The 15,617-nt window shown below is 71.7% G+C and carries 12 protein-coding genes; 6 read left to right on the plus strand and 6 right to left on the minus strand.

Going from position 1 to position 15,617, the window contains the following annotated elements; all coding sequences use genetic code 11:
• Nucleotides 1–61 precede the first annotated feature (61 nt).
• From ACIBEJ_RS13035 to ACIBEJ_RS13055, 5 genes are all read right to left on the minus strand, one after another.
• The gene (locus ACIBEJ_RS13035) at nucleotides 62–547 is read right to left on the minus strand and encodes a hypothetical protein (protein WP_397182872.1); all 486 of its coding nucleotides are present in this window, start codon (nucleotides 545–547) and stop codon (nucleotides 62–64) included.
• Nucleotides 548–648: 101 nt separating this feature from the next.
• Nucleotides 649–1,503 carry an ABC transporter permease gene (locus ACIBEJ_RS13040; protein WP_397182873.1) on the minus strand — a complete coding sequence of 285 codons (855 nt, stop codon included), beginning with the start codon at nucleotides 1,501–1,503 and terminating at the stop codon, nucleotides 649–651.
• Entirely contained in the window at nucleotides 1,500–2,474 is a 975-nt protein-coding gene (locus ACIBEJ_RS13045) for an ATP-binding cassette domain-containing protein (RefSeq protein WP_397182874.1), read from the minus strand. The genes ACIBEJ_RS13040 and ACIBEJ_RS13045 overlap by 4 nt, the downstream gene beginning before the upstream one ends.
• Nucleotides 2,475–3,026, minus strand: a complete 552-nt coding sequence (locus ACIBEJ_RS13050) for a PadR family transcriptional regulator (RefSeq protein ID WP_397182875.1) — start codon at nucleotides 3,024–3,026, stop codon at nucleotides 2,475–2,477.
• 419 nt (nucleotides 3,027–3,445) lie between these two features.
• Nucleotides 3,446–4,024, minus strand: a complete 579-nt coding sequence (locus ACIBEJ_RS13055) for a TetR/AcrR family transcriptional regulator (RefSeq protein WP_397182876.1) — start codon at nucleotides 4,022–4,024, stop codon at nucleotides 3,446–3,448.
• Between the two features lie 47 nt (nucleotides 4,025–4,071).
• On the opposite strand from ACIBEJ_RS13055, the gene ACIBEJ_RS13060 reads away from it, so the two are divergent.
• The 6 genes from ACIBEJ_RS13060 (at nucleotide 4,072) to ACIBEJ_RS13085 (ending at nucleotide 13,101) form a co-directional block, all read left to right on the plus strand.
• Nucleotides 4,072–5,640, plus strand: coding sequence for a carboxyl transferase domain-containing protein (locus ACIBEJ_RS13060; protein ID WP_397182877.1), 1,569 nt, complete (start codon nucleotides 4,072–4,074; stop codon nucleotides 5,638–5,640).
• 2 nt (nucleotides 5,641–5,642) lie between these two features.
• A complete protein-coding gene (locus ACIBEJ_RS13065) occupies nucleotides 5,643–7,598 on the plus strand; it encodes a biotin carboxylase N-terminal domain-containing protein (protein ID WP_397182878.1) in 1,956 nt (651 codons plus the stop codon).
• A complete protein-coding gene (locus ACIBEJ_RS13070) occupies nucleotides 7,595–8,503 on the plus strand; it encodes a hydroxymethylglutaryl-CoA lyase (RefSeq protein ID WP_397182879.1) in 909 nt (302 codons plus the stop codon). Before ACIBEJ_RS13065 ends, ACIBEJ_RS13070 begins: the two co-directional genes overlap by 4 nt.
• Before the next feature lie 2 nt (nucleotides 8,504–8,505).
• The gene (locus ACIBEJ_RS13075; RefSeq protein ID WP_397182880.1) at nucleotides 8,506–9,654 is read left to right on the plus strand and encodes an acyl-CoA dehydrogenase family protein; all 1,149 of its coding nucleotides are present in this window, start codon (nucleotides 8,506–8,508) and stop codon (nucleotides 9,652–9,654) included.
• Between the two features lie 115 nt (nucleotides 9,655–9,769).
• Nucleotides 9,770–10,204 (plus strand): GNAT family N-acetyltransferase, encoded by a 435-nt coding sequence (locus ACIBEJ_RS13080; protein ID WP_397182881.1) that lies wholly within the window; start codon nucleotides 9,770–9,772, stop codon nucleotides 10,202–10,204.
• 35 nt (nucleotides 10,205–10,239) lie between these two features.
• Complete coding sequence (locus ACIBEJ_RS13085) at nucleotides 10,240–13,101, plus strand: AAA family ATPase (RefSeq protein WP_397182882.1); 2,862 nt, start codon at nucleotides 10,240–10,242, stop codon at nucleotides 13,099–13,101.
• On the opposite strand, the gene ACIBEJ_RS13090 is transcribed toward ACIBEJ_RS13085, so the two are convergent.
• Nucleotides 13,090–15,600 carry a hypothetical protein gene (locus ACIBEJ_RS13090; protein WP_397182883.1) on the minus strand — a complete coding sequence of 837 codons (2,511 nt, stop codon included), beginning with the start codon at nucleotides 15,598–15,600 and terminating at the stop codon, nucleotides 13,090–13,092. The genes ACIBEJ_RS13085 and ACIBEJ_RS13090 overlap by 12 nt on opposite strands.
• Nucleotides 15,601–15,617: the final 17 nt, after the last annotated feature.

A 15,617-nucleotide genomic window follows, 5' to 3' on the forward strand; every position in this document is an offset into this window, starting at 1 on the left:
ACCGGTCCTCCTCCAATCGGAGGAGCCCGGGCCAATGAAGCCCGGGCTCGGGGGGATCCGGCTAGTTCGGGTTCTTGGCACCCAGGCTGATCAGCATGGCCTTGATGTCGACCATATGACCCTCTACTCGCGTCATCCGCTCTTCCAACTGCTCGAACCGTTCGTCCACCTTGGCGAACCGTTCATCCACCTTTTCGAACCGCTCATTGATGCTCGTCTCGAGTGCTTCGAACCGTCGGTCGATGCCATCGAATCGTTGGTCGATGCCGTCGAACCGGAGGTCCATGGCGTCAAGCCGCTGGTCGATGCCATCGAATCGGAGGTCCATGGCATCGAGTCGGCGGTCGATGCCGTCGAATCTGGTGTCGACCGCATCGAACCGCCTCTCCATCGTCTGGAGGATGTTGCGGCTGGTCTCGTCGATACGGGTGTGAAGCCCGTCGAACCGGTCGGCGATGCTCAGCGAAGGCACGCCGCTGAATATAGCCCTTTCGATCGCAGTGACACGCCGCTCCAGAAGCGGAAGGTCGATCTCGCTGACATACACAGGCGTCTCCTTCGAAGGGAGGGGGGTTGAAGATGCCAGCGGGAAAGATACCCTCCGTCACCGACAGAACGCGCTGCGACACGAAAATCGGCATGGGCCGTTCAGTCAGCCCGGCGGAACTGGAGGACGCCCACCCCCAGCAACACCACTCCCAGCCCCGCCACGACCCCGATCTCCAGGATCACCGGCACCTGCCAGCCGAACCACTGCACCCCCGGGTTCAGCATCGCGTTCACCTGAGGCGGCACGGACAGATGGGAGAAGACGGCCTGCCGCATCGGGTCCACCGCGTACGTCATCGGGTTGACCACGGTCAGGATGTGCAGCCACGACGGCAGGTTGGCCAGCGGGAACATCGCCCCCGACAGGAACATCATCGGCATGATCGCCATCTGCATCAGCCCGAAGAACGTCTGCATGTTCTTCATCCGCGCCGCCAGCATCACCCCGAAGGCGGTGATCGTGAACGCCGCCAGGAACATCTCGGCCAGCAGCGTCAACATCAGCGTCCCCGAGTACGGCACGCCGACCAGCCCCGCCATCGCCAGGATCACCACGCCCTGCCCCGTGGCCACGATGGCGCCGCCGAGGCACTTCCCGAGCACGATGGCCCCACGTGACACGGGCGCGACGAGCATCTCGCGCAGGAACCCGAACTCGCGGTCCCACACGATCGACCCGGCCGAGAACATCCCGGTCATGATGACCGTCATCGAGATCATCCCGGGGTACATGAACGTGCGGTAGTCCACGCCGGGAATGCTGCCCTGCACCAGCGACCCGAGCCCGGTGCCCATGACGAACAGCCACAACACCGGCTGGAAGAACATGGACAGCATCCGCGTACGGTCGCTGAGGAAGCGCAGCATCTCCCGGTGGAGCACCACTTTGATCGCGCGAAGGTCGTGCCCGGCGCTCCGGGCCGGAACCACGACCGAGATGGCTTGCGTGGTCATCGGCGCACCATCGCTCTCATCCAGGCGTTCTTGTCGTCGGCCTCGGCGTCCCTGATGGTGGAGCCGGTGTAGGACATGAAGACGTCGTCGAGCGAGGGCCGTGACACGCTCACCGACCTGATGGACAGCCCGAGTCCGGCGAAGAGCCGGGGCACGAACTCCTCACCCGAGGCGACCGCGAACGTCACCGCCCCCTCGCGCACCGCCGCCTCGATCCCGAAGCGCTCGCGCAGCGCGGCGATGGCCCGTTCGTCGTCGCCGGTGTGGATCTGCACGCGGTCCTTGCCGACGCTGGCCTTGAGCGCCTCGGGGGAGTCGACGACGACGATCTCGCCGTGGTCGATGATGGCGATGCGGTCGCAGTACTCCGCCTCGTCCATGTAGTGCGTCGTCATGAAGATCGTGATGTCCTCGCTCAGACGCAGCTTGTTGATGTAGCCCCAGATCGCGGCCCTGGTCTGCGGGTCGAGGCCGACCGTCGGCTCGTCCAGGAACAGCACCCGCGGCGAGTGCAGCAGCCCGCGGGCGATCTCCAGGCGCCGCTTCATGCCGCCGGAGAACGTCATGACCTTGGCGTCCTTGCGGTCCCAGAGCGCGACCATCTCCATGACCTGGCGGATCCGGTCGCCGACGATGGGGCGCGGCACGCCGTACAGCTCGGCGTGAAAGCGGAGATTCTGCTCGGCGGACAGGTACCCGTCGAGGGTCGGGTCCTGGAACACCAGCCCGATGTTGCGCCGCACCTCGTCACGGGCGCGCACCACGTCGTGCCCGGCGACGCTGGCGCGGCCGCCCGTGGGGTTGACCAGCGTGCAGAGCATGCTGATCGTCGTGGTCTTTCCCGCTCCGTTCGGGCCGAGGAAGCCGAACACCTCTCCCGGCCGCACCTCGAAACTGACGCCTTTGACCGCGTCGACCTTCCCGTAGGTCTTTTTCAGATCTTGTACGGCTACCGCCGGAGTTAACGTCATCTAATCCTCCGCCAGGATCTGGAACACCGATTTGCGGGTCTGCCGGAGCAGCTTCTTGGCCTCGGCGACCTGCCGGTCGTTGGCCGTGTGGGTCAGATGGACGAACGCCTCCCCGAGCTGCCCCCACAGCAGCCGCAGCTCGTGCCGGTCCTCGGGCACCGTCCGCGCGACCTCGTCCCACGGCGCGCTGCCCGTCGCCAGACGCTCCGCCTCCTCGCGGCCCCGCTCGGTGAGCTGGAAGGTACGGCTGCCGCCCGACTCGCCCCCGCTGACCAGACCTTCGTCCTCGAGCTGCTGGAGCGCCGGATACACCGAACCGGGGCTGGGCCGCCAGACGCCGCGGCTGCGTTCGGCGATGTCCTGGATCATCTGGTACCCGTTGCGCGGCCCCTCGTGGATCAGCGCCAGCAGCGCCGCCCTGACATCGCCCCGCCGCACCCGCGGGGCCGTCGCGGGAATCGGCGGCCCCGTCGCATGGAACGGGGCCCCCGGCAGGCCGAACGGGGTGCCCGGGGGAACGATCACCTCGGGCCAGTCATCGGAATCACGCACGATGATCACCTTTCTACTATCGAGATGCCTCAAAGATATATCTAGATAATTGGCACTCGCAAGCAGTTAGTCCGATCGGCGGGGACCGCGGGGGATGGCGCCTCGGCGGGGAGAACCGGGGGCTGAGCGGCGATCCGGAAGGTGCCTCGCGGCCCGGCAGGGGAAGCCGCGCAAGAGGAAGCCGCGCAAGAGGTGGCGTCCAGGCGGCGAAGAGCGGCCCAGGGCGGCCAAGGGCGGCGCGGCATCCGGGTGGCGAGGAGTCCGGGCAGGGAGAGGCGTCCGGGCGGCGACCCGCGGCGGGGCATCGCTCGGCGGGGTGCTCCCGGCGAAGGCAGTGCGGAGCGGCGCTTGGTGGCGGAATGGGGGCAGGCCGACGGGAGCGGCGGCCCACGACGGTGGGTGAGGAGGCGGGGTGGTGGTTAGGGGATGTTAACCAGGGCGGTGTGGGCGAGCTCGTACAGCAACTTGGCGGTGTCCTCGGCGGGGAGGTCGCCGGCGCTGTGGGGGGTCGAGTTGAGCAGGCCGAAGACGGCGTGCGTGGCCGCGCGCAGCACGGCGGCGGGCCGGCCGGGCCGCAGTTCGGTCAGGACCGTGACCCATTCCTCCACGTACAGCCGCTGCAACCGCCGGATCTGCCGCCGCTGCGGCTCGGGCACGTTGCCCAGCTCCCGGTCGTGCACCGTGATCAGGTACGGCTCCCGCAGCGCGAAGGCGATGTGCCCCCGCAGCAGCGCCGACAGCGCCTCCTCCGGGGTGGGTGCGGCGGTGACCAGGTCGCCTGCCCCGCTGTGCAGCCGGGAGCTGATGCCCAGCAGCATCTCGGCCAGCAGCGCCTCCTTGCCGCTGAAATGCTTGTACAGGGCCGGCCCCGACACTCCCACCGCCGCCCCGAGCTCCTCGATCGAGACCCCGTGGAAGCCGCGTTCGGCGAAGAGCCGGGCGGCGGCGTCGAGGATTTCGGCGCGTCTGGCCCCTCGGCTGCGGGTAGGAGTGCTCATGTCTCACATTCTAGACATAGACGTTAATGATGACTAACCTTTCCAGCATGACTCACTGGCCGGTGCTGAAAACGGTCGCCGACCTCGGGGGCGAGCCTTTCAAGGCCAACGCCGAGCTCAACGAGCGACTCGCCGCCGAGTTGCGCGACAGGCTCGCCCGCGCCGCACTCGGCGGACCGGAGCGCTCGCGGCAACGCCACGTCGAGCGCGGCAAGCTGCTGCCGCGCGACCGCGTGGACGGGCTGCTCGACCCGGGTTCGCGCTTCCTGGAGCTGTCGCCGCTGGCGGCCAACGGGCTCTACGACGACCAGGCGCCCGCCGCCGGCATCATCACCGGCATCGGCAGGGTCTCGGGCCGCGAATGCGTGATCGTCGCCAACGACGCGACGGTCAAGGGCGGCACCTACTACCCGATGACCGTCAAGAAGCACCTCCGCGCCCAGGAGGTGGCACTCCACAACAACCTCCCCTGCATCTACCTGGTCGACTCGGGCGGCGCCTTCCTCCCCAAACAGGACGAGGTCTTCCCCGACCGCGAGCACTTCGGCCGCATCTTCTACAACCAGGCCACGATGTCCGCGCGCGGCATCCCGCAGATCGCCGCGGTCCTCGGATCCTGTACGGCCGGCGGCGCCTACGTCCCCGCCATGAGCGACGAGGCCGTCATCGTCCGCAACCAGGGCACGATCTTCCTGGGCGGCCCGCCGCTGGTGAAGGCGGCCACCGGCGAGGAGGTCACGGCCGAGGAACTGGGCGGCGGCGACCTGCACGCGCGCGTCAGCGGCGTCACCGACCACCTGGCCGAGGACGACGCCCACGCGCTGGCCATCGTCAGGGACATCGTCGCCACGCTGGCGCCCCGGCCGCCACGCCCCTGGGCGAGCGCCGAGCCGGAGGAGCCGCTGCTCGACCCGCGCGACCTCTACGGCATCGTGCCCGCGGACACGCGGCAGCCGTACGACGTGCGCGAGGTCATCGGGCGGATCGTGGACGGCTCGCGCTTCCAGGAGTTCAAGGCGGAGTACGGGCACACGCTGGTCACCGGGTTCGCCCACATCCACGGGCATCCGGTCGGGATCGTCGCCAACAACGGCATCCTGTTCAGCGAGTCGGCGCTGAAGGGCGCACACTTCATCGAACTGTGCGACCGGCGGCAGGTGCCGCTGGTGTTCCTGCAGAACATCAGCGGGTTCATGGTCGGCAAGGCGTACGAGGCGGGCGGAATCGCCAAGCACGGCGCGAAGATGGTCACGGCGGTCTCGTGCGCGCGGGTGCCGAAGCTCACGGTGATCGTCGGCGGCTCGTTCGGCGCGGGGAACTACGCGATGGCGGGACGGGCGTACTCGCCGCGGTTCCTGTGGATGTGGCCGAACGCCCGCATCTCGGTCATGGGCGGCGAGCAGGCGGCCAACGTGCTCACGACCGTGGGCAACGCCGACGCCGACGCCATCCGCGCGCAGTACGAACACCAGGGCAACCCCTACTACTCCACCGCCAGGCTCTGGGACGACGGCGTGATCGACCCGGCCGACACCCGCACCGTCCTGGGGCTGGCGTTGTCGGCGGCGGCCAACGCGCCGCTCGAACCCATCGGCTACGGCGTCTTCAGGATGTGACGATGTTCTCCACCGTTCTGATCGCCAACCGCGGCGAGATCGCCGTCCGGATCATCCGGACGTTGCGCGCTATGGGCGTCACGAGCGTGGCCGTCTACACCGAGGCCGACGCCGGCGCCCTGCACGTCCGCGAGGCGGACCAAGCCCATCAGGTCCCGAAATATCTGGATATGGGGGCGATCGTCGCGGCAGCCCATGCCTCCGGCGCGCAAGCCGTACACCCGGGCTATGGGTTTCTCGCGGAGAACGCGCGGTTCGCCACCCTCTGCGCCCAGGAGGGGCTGGTCTTCATCGGCCCGCCCGCCGGAGCCATCGAGGCCATGGGCGACAAGATCCGCGCCAAGGCCACGGTCGCCGCGGCCGGGGTGCCCGTGGTGCCGGGCGGCGCCGAACCCGCCGACGACCTCGCGACCTGGGACGCCTTCCCCGCGCTGATCAAGCCCTCGGCCGGCGGCGGCGGCAAGGGCATGGTGCTCGTCCGCGACGCCGCCGAACTGCCCGAGGCGCTGGAGTCGGCCCGCCGCACCGCGGTCAACGCCTTCGGCGACGGCACCCTGCTCATCGAGCGCTTCATCGAGAACCCGAGGCACATCGAGATCCAGGTGCTCGCCGACACCCACGGCGCCGTCGTCCACCTGGGCGAGCGCGAGTGCAGCCTCCAGCGCAGGCACCAGAAGATCATCGAAGAGGCGCCCTCGCCGTTCGTCACCCCCCAGACGCGCGCCGCGATGGGCGCCGCCGCGGTCGAGGCGGCCCGCTCGGTCGGCTACACCGGCGCGGGCACGGTCGAGTTCATCGTCGACGGCACCACCGGCGACTACCACTTCATGGAGATGAACACCCGTCTCCAGGTCGAACACCCCGTCACCGAGCTGGTCACGGGCCTGGACCTCGTGGAGCTCCAGGTGCGGGTGGCCGCGGGCGAGCCGCTGCCGCTCACCCAGGACGGGGTACGGCTGCGCGGCCACGCCGTCGAGGCCCGCGTGTACGCCGAGGACCCGGCCAGAGGTTTCCTGCCGACCGGCGGCCGGGTGCTCGCGCTGGAGGAGCCGGCCGGCGTGCGGGTCGACTCCTCGCTGGCGGCGGGCACGGTCGTCGGCAGCGACTTCGACCCGATGCTGTCCAAGGTCGTGGCCTGGGCGCACACCAGGCAGGACGCGTTCAGGGCGCTCGACCGGGCGCTCGGCAGCACGGCGGTGCTGGGCGTGACGACCAACGTCCCGTTCCTGCGGGCGCTGCTGACCAGGCCCGAGGTGCTGGCCGGGGAGCTGGACACCGGGCTCGTGGAGCGTGTCCTGCCCGACCTGGACCTGTCCGCGCAGGCCCCGGCCGACGTGCTGGCCGCGGCGGCGCTGATCTTCCACGGCGCGCCGGCCGGGCGCGACCCGTGGGACGTGGCCGACGGCTGGCGGGTGGGCGAGCGGGCCTGGACGAACCTGCGGCTGGAGTCCCGCGACGGCGTCCACGACGTGGCGATCCGCGGCCTGCCGGACACCGCCGCCGAAATCCGGCTGCCCGCGACCGCGGACGAGATCCAGCCGCCCGAAAGCGGGGGTGCCGTACCGGCGAAGGTGCGGGTCGAGGGGGGCAGGGCCGTGCTGACGCTCGGCGGGCGCGTCACCACCTTCGCCGTCGCCCGCGACGGCGAGACCGTGTGGATCGGACGCGACGGCGGCGCGTGGGCGCTGACCAGGCACCGCATCGGCGACCCCGGCGACCGTCCCGGCGCGGCGGGCGGCGGCGACGGCGTCGTGCGCAGCCCGATGCCGGGCACGGTCCTGCTGGTCAAGGCGGCCGTCGGCGACCGGGTCGGTAAGGACCAGCCGCTGGTCGTCGTGGAGGCGATGAAGATGGAGCACACCGTCACCGCGCCGGTCGACGGCGTGGTGCGCGAGCTCCCGGTACGCGCGGGCCAGTCCGTGGACATGGACGCCGTCCTGGCCGTGGTGGAGGCATGATGCACAAGCTCGACGGCCTGCCGGAGCGGGTCACCGTCTACGAGGTGGGCCCGCGCGACGGCCTGCAGAACGAGAAGGCGATCGTCCCGGTCGAGGTCAAGGCCGAGTTCATCGAACGGCTGGCCGCCGCCGGCCACACGGTGATCGAGACGACCAGCTTCGTCCATCCCACGTGGGTGCCCCAGCTCGCCGACTCCGGCGAACTGCTGGCCACGCTGAAGCGCCGGCCCGGCATCCGCTACCCGGTGCTGGTGCCGAACCCGAAGGGGCTGGAACGGGCCCTGGACAGCGGCGTCGAGGAGATCGCCGTCTTCGCCAGCGCCACCGAGACCTTCGCCAACCGCAACCTCAACCGCGGCCTGGAGTCGCAGTTCGAGATGTTCGAGCCGGTGATCGCCGGGGCGCTGGAACACGGGCTCAAGGTGCGGGCGTACGTCTCCATGGTGTTCGGCGACCCCTGGGAGGGCCCGACTCCGATCGAGCAGGTCGTACGCGTCGGCACGCGGCTGCTCGACCTCGGCTGCCACGAACTGTCGCTGGGCGACACCATCGGCGTCGGCACCCCGGGCCACGCCACCGCGCTCATCGAGGCGTTCGGCTCGCCGGAACGGCTGGCCGTCCACTTCCACGACACCTACGGCCAGGCGCTGGCCAACACGATGGCCGCGCTCAGGGCGGGCGTCACCGTGGTCGACGCCTCGACCGGAGGCATCGGCGGCTGCCCGTTCGCCGGATCGGCCACGGGCAACCTCGCCACCGAGGACCTGGTCTGGATGCTGAACGGCCTGGGCATCGAGACCGGGCTCGACCTGGACGAGCTGGTCGCCACGAGCGTCTGGCTCGCCGGGAAGCTGGGCCGGCCGAGCCCGTCCCGCGTCGTCCAAGCACTCTCCCCAAAGGACTAGACATGCTCAACGACGAGTATTCAGAGCTGCGCAAGACCGTCGAGGCGTTCGCCCGCGAGGTCGTGGCGCCGGTGATCGGCGACTACTACGAGCGCGAGGAGTTCCCGTACGACATCGTCCGGCAGATGGGCGCGATGGGCCTGTTCGGCCTGCCGCTGCCGGAGGAGTACGGCGGCATGGGCGGCGACTACTTCGCGCTGTGCCTGGCCCTGGAGGAGCTGGCCCGGGTGGACTCCAGCGTGTCGATCACGCTGGAGGCCGCGGTCTCGCTGGGCGCGATGCCGATCTACCGCTTCGGTACGGCGGAGCAGAAGGCGACCTGGCTGCCCAAGCTGGCCACCGGCGAGACGCTGGGCGCGTTCGGCCTGACCGAGCCGGGCGGCGGCTCCGACGTGCCGGGCGGCATGCGGACCACGGCCGTCCTGGACGGCGGCGAATGGGTGATCAATGGGACCAAGGCGTTCATCACCAACTCGGGCACCGACATCACCGGCGTCGTCGGCGTGGCGGCGATCACCGGGGAGCGGGACGGCAGGAAAGAGATCTCCACGATCCTGGTCCCGTCGGGCACGCCCGGCTTCACCGTCTCGAAGAAGTACTCCAAGGTCGGCTGGAACGCCTCCGACACCCGCGAGCTGTCCTTCACCGACTGCCGGGTCCCGGCGGAGAACCTGCTGGGCGAGCGCGGCCGTGGTTACGCCCAGTTCCTGCAGACCCTGGACGAGGGCCGTATCGCCATCGCCGCCCTCAGCGTCGGCCTGGCCCAAGGATGCGTGGACGAGTGCCTGCGCTACGTCCGCGAACGGCAGGCGTTCGGCCACCCGATCGGCCACTACCAGGCCATCCAGTTCAAGATCGCCGACATGGAGGCGCGGACCCACACCGCCCGCCTGGCCTACTACCACGCGGCGGAGAAGATGCTGGCCGGCCAGCCGTTCAAGAAGGAGGCGGCGATCGCCAAGCTGGTCTCCTCCAACGCCGCCATGGACAACTCCCGCGAGGCCACCCAGGTCTTCGGCGGCTACGGCTTCATGAACGAGTTCCCGGTCGGCCGCTTCTACCGCGACGCCAAGATCCTGGAGATCGGCGAGGGCACCAGCGAGGTCCAGCGCATGCTGATCGCCCGCCAGCTCGGCCTGTCCGATCTCTGACGCTGGGTAGTGGTGTAGAGCACCCTGCGTTCGCTATTCTCCCTGCCTTGACCACAATTCGTGATTGTCCGGTTGCGGAGCCATAAATCGGCATCGGTGAAGTAGGGTGCGCAGGGTGACATCTGACGATCTTGTAATCAGGCGGGCCGAGAAGGGCGACGCGGACGAGATCTTCGCGCTGGCCCGCGAGTTCGGGATGACATTCCGCCCGGAGCGCGAGGCGTTCGACGTGGCCCTGCCGCAGTTGCTGCGCAACGAGGACGCGCTGCTCCTCGCGGCGGTGGTCGGCGGGCGGGTCCACGGCTACCTGCTCGGCTTCGTCCATCTCACGCTCTTCGCGAACGGGCCGGTGGCCTGGGTCGAGGAGGCGATGGTCCAGACCGGCTCGCGGCGGCAGGGCATCGGGCGCTCGCTGCTGGAGGATTTCGAGCGCTGGGCGCGCGAACGCCAGGCGGGATACGTGGCCATGGCGACACGCCGGGCCCCCGAGTTCTACTCCGCTCTGGGCTACGAGGAGTCGGCGACCTTCTTTCGCAAGGTCCTTCGATAACCGTTCTGTCCTAGTCAGATGGCATCCTATGGGGCGTGAGCATCCATACGGTGAGCCCTCGGTTCGTCGGGCGCGCGACTGAACTCGGCGCGCTCGGTCGCGCGCTGGACCGCGCCCGGTCCGGGTCGGCCTCGACCGTGCTGGTCGGCGGTGAGGCGGGCGTCGGCAAGACGCGGCTGATCAAGGAGTTCGCCGAGCGTGTCGGCGACGCGCGCGAGCTGGTCGGCCACTGCCTGGAGCTGGGCACGGACGGCCTGCCGTTCGCGCCGTTCACCGCGGTCCTGCGCCGACTGGTGCGTGACATCGGCCACGAGGGCGTGGCCGCGCTGGTCCCCGGCGGCAACACGCGCGGCCTGGCCCGCCTGCTGCCCGACTTCGGCGAGCCCGAGGGCGACGGCGCCGAGGCGCGCGCCCGGCTGTTCGAGCTGGTGCTGGGCCTGCTGGAGCACCTGGCCGAGCAGCGGCCGGTGCTCATGGTCATCGAGGACGCCCACTGGGCCGACCGCTCCACCCGCGACCTGCTCTCCTTCCTCGTGCGCTACCAGCGCACCGACGTCCCGCTGCTCATCGTGGTGACCTACCGCACCGACGAGCTGCACCGCACCCATCCGCTACGCCCGCTGCTGGCCGAGCTGGGCCGCGTCGACTGGGTCACCAGGATCGAGCTGGGCCGGCTGACCCGCAAGGAGGTCGTCGCCCAGGCCGCCAGCATCCTGGAGCACGAGCCGTCGCCGGTCGCCGTGGACGAGATCTACGCGCGCAGCGAGGGCAACCCGCTGTTCGTGGAGGCGCTGCTGAGCGAGGGCGGCGGCGGTGACAGCCTGCCCGAGTCGCTGCGCGACCTGCTGCTGGCCAGCGTCGAACGGCTGCCGGAGGAGACCCAGGAGCTCATGCGGGTGGCCAGCGCCGGCGGCCAGCGCATCGAGCACGAACTGCTGCTCGCGGTGACCGGCCTCGACGACGCCGCCCTGTCGCGCGCCCTGCGCCCGGCGGTCGCCGGCAACGTGCTGGTCGTGGACGGCGAGGGCTACGCCTTCCGGCACGCGCTGATCCGCGAGGCGCTCCACGACGACCTGCTGCCCGGCGAGCACTCCCGGCTGCACACCCGCTTCGCCGAGGCGCTCGAACGCGACCTGGCGATCCTGCCCGCGCCGCGCGGCGCGATCGAGCTGGCCCACCACTGGCACGCCGCGCACGACGCCCTGTGGGGGCTGGTCAGCGCGTGGAAGGCGGCCGCCGCCGCACGCAAGTCCGCCGCCTACGACGAGCAGTTGCGCATGCTGTCGCGCGTGCTCGAACTGTGGTCGAAGGTCCCCGACGCCGCCGAGCGCATCGGGGCCGACCGCGTCCAGGTGCTGCGTGCCGCCGCCGCGGTGGCCTTCAACGCGGGCGAGTTCGACCGCGGCATCTCGCTGGCCAGCGCCGCCCTGGAGGAGGTCGACCCGGTCGCCGACCCGGTGCGCACCGCGCTGCTGCTGAGGCTGCGCGGGCTGCTCCGCTACGACCTGGGCCGCCAGGGTCACCTGGAGGATCTGGAGGAGGCGGCCAAGCTGGTGCCCGCCGACCCGCCCACCAAGCTGCGCGCCCAGATCGCCGAGTCGCTGGCCCGCATGTGCCACACGCGCGAGCGCTGGCCCGACAAGATCGCCTACGCCGAGGAGGCGGTGCGCATCGCCCGCGCCGCGGGTGACGGCGCCACCGAGGCCCACGCGCTGACGACGCTGGCCTGGGGCAAGTTCACGTTCGGCGACGTCGAGGCCGGGCTGGTGAAGTTCGCCGAGGCCCGCGAGATCGCCATGGCCGACAAGGCCTACAACGCGCTGATGCGCACCGCGATCTCCGAGTCCGACCGGCTGGAGGGCGCCGGCTGGCACGAGGAGGCGGTCAAGGTGGCCCGCCGCGGCATCGCCGACGCCGAGGAGTACGGCCTGGCCCGCACCTCGGGCACGTTCCTGGCCATCAACCTGGCCGAGCCGCTGGTCTCGCTGGGCCGCTGGGACGAGGCGCTCGAGGTCATCGAACACGCGCTGGACCTGGCGCCACCCGCGCCGTACCGGGCGAGCCTGCAGGGGTTCGTCGGCGACATCGCGCTGTGGCGGGGCGACCTCGACAAGGCCGAGGCGATGTTCGCGGCGCAGCAGAGCGTGATCAAGCGCGGTACCTACCGTGACCAGCACATGCTGCCCGTCGCCGCCCGCGAGATCGACCTGCTGACCGCCAGGGGGCGACTGGAGGAGGCGGCGCAGGCGGCCATGCGCACGCTGCGCGAGCAGGACCTGGCCGCCAGCCCGCGCTACTCCTGGCCGGTGCTCGTCCTGTGCGCCCTGCTGGGCGGGGCGGTGCTGGAGGAGGCCAGGGCGCAGGCGCAGTGGATGGCGGCCGAGGGCGTGCTGCAGGAGGCGGAGCGGCTGACGTTCAACGCGGTCGCTGCCGGTGACCAGGACTCCTGGGACACCGCGGCCCAGGCTTGGGCGGGGTTGCGGCAGCCGTACCAGGAGGCCAGGGCGCTGGCGGCGGCGGCCAGGGCCGCGCAGGCGGCGGGCGCGCGCAAGGACGCGGCCGAGCGGGTGACCAGGGCGCGCGAGCTTGCCGAGCGGCTGGGCGCGCGGCCGCTGCTGGAGGAGCTCGACTCGTTCGCGCGGCGGGCGCGGATCGCGGTGGCCGACGAGCCGGAGCCGCAGGGGCCGCAGTTCGGGCTGACCGCGCGGGAGCTGGAGGTGCTGCGGCTGCTCACCGACGGCAAGAGCAACCGGGAGATCGGCGCCGAACTGTTCATCTCGGTCAAGACCGTCAGCGTGCACGTCTCGAACATCCTGAGCAAGCTCGGCGTCTCCTCCCGAGGGGAGGCGGCGGCCACCGCGCACCGCACCGGCGTGTTCGAGGACTCAGCCGGTTAGCTGGGCCTCCAGGCGGTAGCCGTCGACGGTCACGTACACCTGGTCGCCGGGGCGCGCGTTGAGCCGCATGAGCACCGGCTGCAGCGAGTCGAACACCGGCTGGTGCCCCTGCCACACCAGCACGATCGCGTTGTCGCCGGGGCCGGTGACCGACAGCAGCGTGCCTGGACGCATGCCGAGCTGGGCCGCGTACCCCTCCGGCACCGGCACCGGGCCGCCGCGCAGGTGCTCGGGCGTGACCTCGATGCGCTGCCAGCGACGCGGGTCGGAGGTGGGGCTCGGCGGCGGGGGTGGCGGCGTCGCGGGCGTGCCGGCCAGCATGGGCGAGCGTCCGCCCGACAGCGCCGACAGCGTCGCGAGCGCCGCCGTGGGGTCGATGTTCCCGGCGGGCGCGGCCGGGATCGGCGTGCCGCCCCGGTGATGGTGCCCGTTCGCTCCAGGGGTACGGCGGGGCAGCGGCTGCTGCGGCGCCGGCTCGGCGGTGGGAGCCGGGGCGCGAGGCGCCTCGGGAGGCAGGGCGTCCAGCCACGCCTGGGCGGAGTGGCGGCGGATGCCGAGCTGTTCGAGCAGCTCGTGGCGGTCGGCGTCGTTGGGCGCCGTGGCCAGGAGCTGGCGGGTGCGGTTCTGCAGGCCGTGAATGTCGCCCACGACCAGCCAGCCGTCCTGCAGGCGGCGGTCGGGCATGAGCGTGACCAGCACGCGCCAGAGCGGGCTGCGCAGCGACGGGACCACCACCGGGTGGGCCGGGTCGGCGCCGATCAACTGCTCCTGAGTGGCGGCGGCGCCCAGCCACTCGGTCAGGCGGAACATGTGCCCGGTCACCGGCGCCGACTCCGACGAACGCAGCCAGTTCAGGACACGTTCCTCGGCCATGCGCTGGGCCTGGGACAGGACATCGCGCTCGACGAGCATCTTGTGGGCCAGCGTGCGGAGGCTGACCGGGTCCTCGGCGAACAGGCGGTGGGTGGCCACGGCCAGCTCCAGCCGGTCCATGCCGCGGAACAGCCCGTCCACCACGCGGACCATGGCGTGGTCGGTCTCGGAGGGTTCCGGGGTGGGGCTCGGAAGCGGCGCGCCGGGCACCCGCTGGGGCAGGGAGTCCGCGGCGGGATGCCCACCGGGGAAACTCGCCCCGCCCTGCCCGGGGGCCTGTCCGGCGCCCTGCCCGGGTGTCTGTCCGGCGCCCTGCCCGGGTGTCTGTCCAGCGCCCTGCCCGGGGGTCTGTCCAGGGGCGGCTTGGCCAGGGGCAACTTGTCCAGGGGCTTGTCCGGCGGCGGCTTGGCCGGGGGCCGGGATGCCCTGGCTGGGGGAGGCGGTGCCTTGGCCCGCGCCGGTCTGGCCAGGGACGCCCGGGCCTTGGCCGGGGGCGTTCGCGCCGGAGTGGCCCGTGCTGCCGGGCTGGCCCGCGCTGGCGGGATGGCTCGCGTTGCCGGGGTGGCCCGCGCTCTGGCCGCCGGCTGGTGCCCGGCCGGGCACGACGCCTCCGGGTGCTCCCGGCACCGATGGAGCTCCGGGGGCATGTGTGCTGCCGACCGGGCGGGTCGGGCCGTCGGCGGGCGCCTGCGCGGCGGAGGCGGCCTGCGTGCCGGGAGTGGCGCGGCCAGGAACGCCGGGCTGGCCCGAAACCGGTTGGGCCGCGCCAGGATTGGCCGCGTTCGGCTGAGCCGTGCCAGGGTTGGCCGCGCTCGGTTGGGCCGCGCCTGGTTGGGCTGCCGCCGGCTGGGCGGGCGTTCCCGGGCGGGACGGCAGCGCGCCGGGCTGCACGGGCGCGGCGCCCGGAGCCGAAGGAGCGGCGCTGGGGTGGACCGGTGCCGTGCCCGCGTGAGAAGGCGCGGCGCCGGGCTGAGCCGAGCCCGGCTGGGTGGTCCTCGGCTGGGCCACGCCCGGCCGGGAAGGGGCACCGGGGGCGGGCTGGGCGCCGGGAGCGGGCTGGGCCTGGTGGGCGCCGGAGGTGGGCTGCGGAGAGAAGGCGCCGGTCTGCGTGGGGAATGGGCCGGTCTGGGTGGGGAGGGGGCCCGTTTGGGTCGGGAGGGGGCCGGTCTGGGTGGGGAGGGGGCCGGTTTGGGGGGAGGGGGCTTGGATGGGGATCTGGGCGAGGATTTCGCGGAAGACCGAGCCGATCACCGCCTCCCCGGGCGCGCCGGTCCCGGTCAGGTCGCCGGGACACAGGCGGCGCAGCCGGTGCCAGCCGCCCAGTCCGTTGATCGCCGAGCGCGTCGGTTCCGGCCAGCCCGGCAGCGTCGGGTCCACGTGGTGGACGGTCAGCGCGGGCAGGACGTCGGCGAGGGACAGGTGGTCCCATCGCGCCGAGGCGAGGCGGGCCAGCCGCTCGCACACCCAGTCGAGGCCCGTCGCGCCGAGTGCCCGGGACAACGCCAGCGAACTCCACCACCCCGCCGGCAGCCGAGGATCGGACAGGATCTCCGCTACCTGCTGAGGACGGCTCCAGCGCAGGGCAGGGACCAGGTCGCTCAGGCAGATCGATGACTCGACGTCCATCGGCGGACCGTATCCTC

The sequence above is a fragment of the Nonomuraea sp. NPDC050790 genome (genome assembly GCF_044456745.1).
Classification (GTDB): Bacteria; Actinomycetota; Actinomycetes; order Streptosporangiales; family Streptosporangiaceae; genus Nonomuraea.

What these genes read in the sequence shown, in the direction of transcription:
- ACIBEJ_RS13040 (WP_397182873.1), bottom strand. Translation starts at nt 1,503, where the DNA reads ATGACCACGCAAGCCATCTCGGTCGTGGTTCCGGCCCGGAGCGCCGGG.
- ACIBEJ_RS13045 (WP_397182874.1), bottom strand. Translation starts at nt 2,474, where the DNA reads ATGACGTTAACTCCGGCGGTAGCCGTACAAGATCTGAAAAAGACCTAC.
- ACIBEJ_RS13055 (WP_397182876.1), bottom strand. Translation starts at nt 4,024, where the DNA reads ATGAGCACTCCTACCCGCAGCCGAGGGGCCAGACGCGCCGAAATCCTC.
- ACIBEJ_RS13060 (WP_397182877.1), top strand. Translation starts at nt 4,072, where the DNA reads ATGACTCACTGGCCGGTGCTGAAAACGGTCGCCGACCTCGGGGGCGAG.
- ACIBEJ_RS13065 (WP_397182878.1), top strand. Translation starts at nt 5,643, where the DNA reads ATGTTCTCCACCGTTCTGATCGCCAACCGCGGCGAGATCGCCGTCCGG.
- ACIBEJ_RS13070 (WP_397182879.1), top strand. Translation starts at nt 7,595, where the DNA reads ATGATGCACAAGCTCGACGGCCTGCCGGAGCGGGTCACCGTCTACGAG.
- ACIBEJ_RS13075 (WP_397182880.1), top strand. Translation starts at nt 8,506, where the DNA reads ATGCTCAACGACGAGTATTCAGAGCTGCGCAAGACCGTCGAGGCGTTC.
- ACIBEJ_RS13090 (WP_397182883.1), bottom strand. Translation starts at nt 15,600, where the DNA reads ATGGACGTCGAGTCATCGATCTGCCTGAGCGACCTGGTCCCTGCCCTG.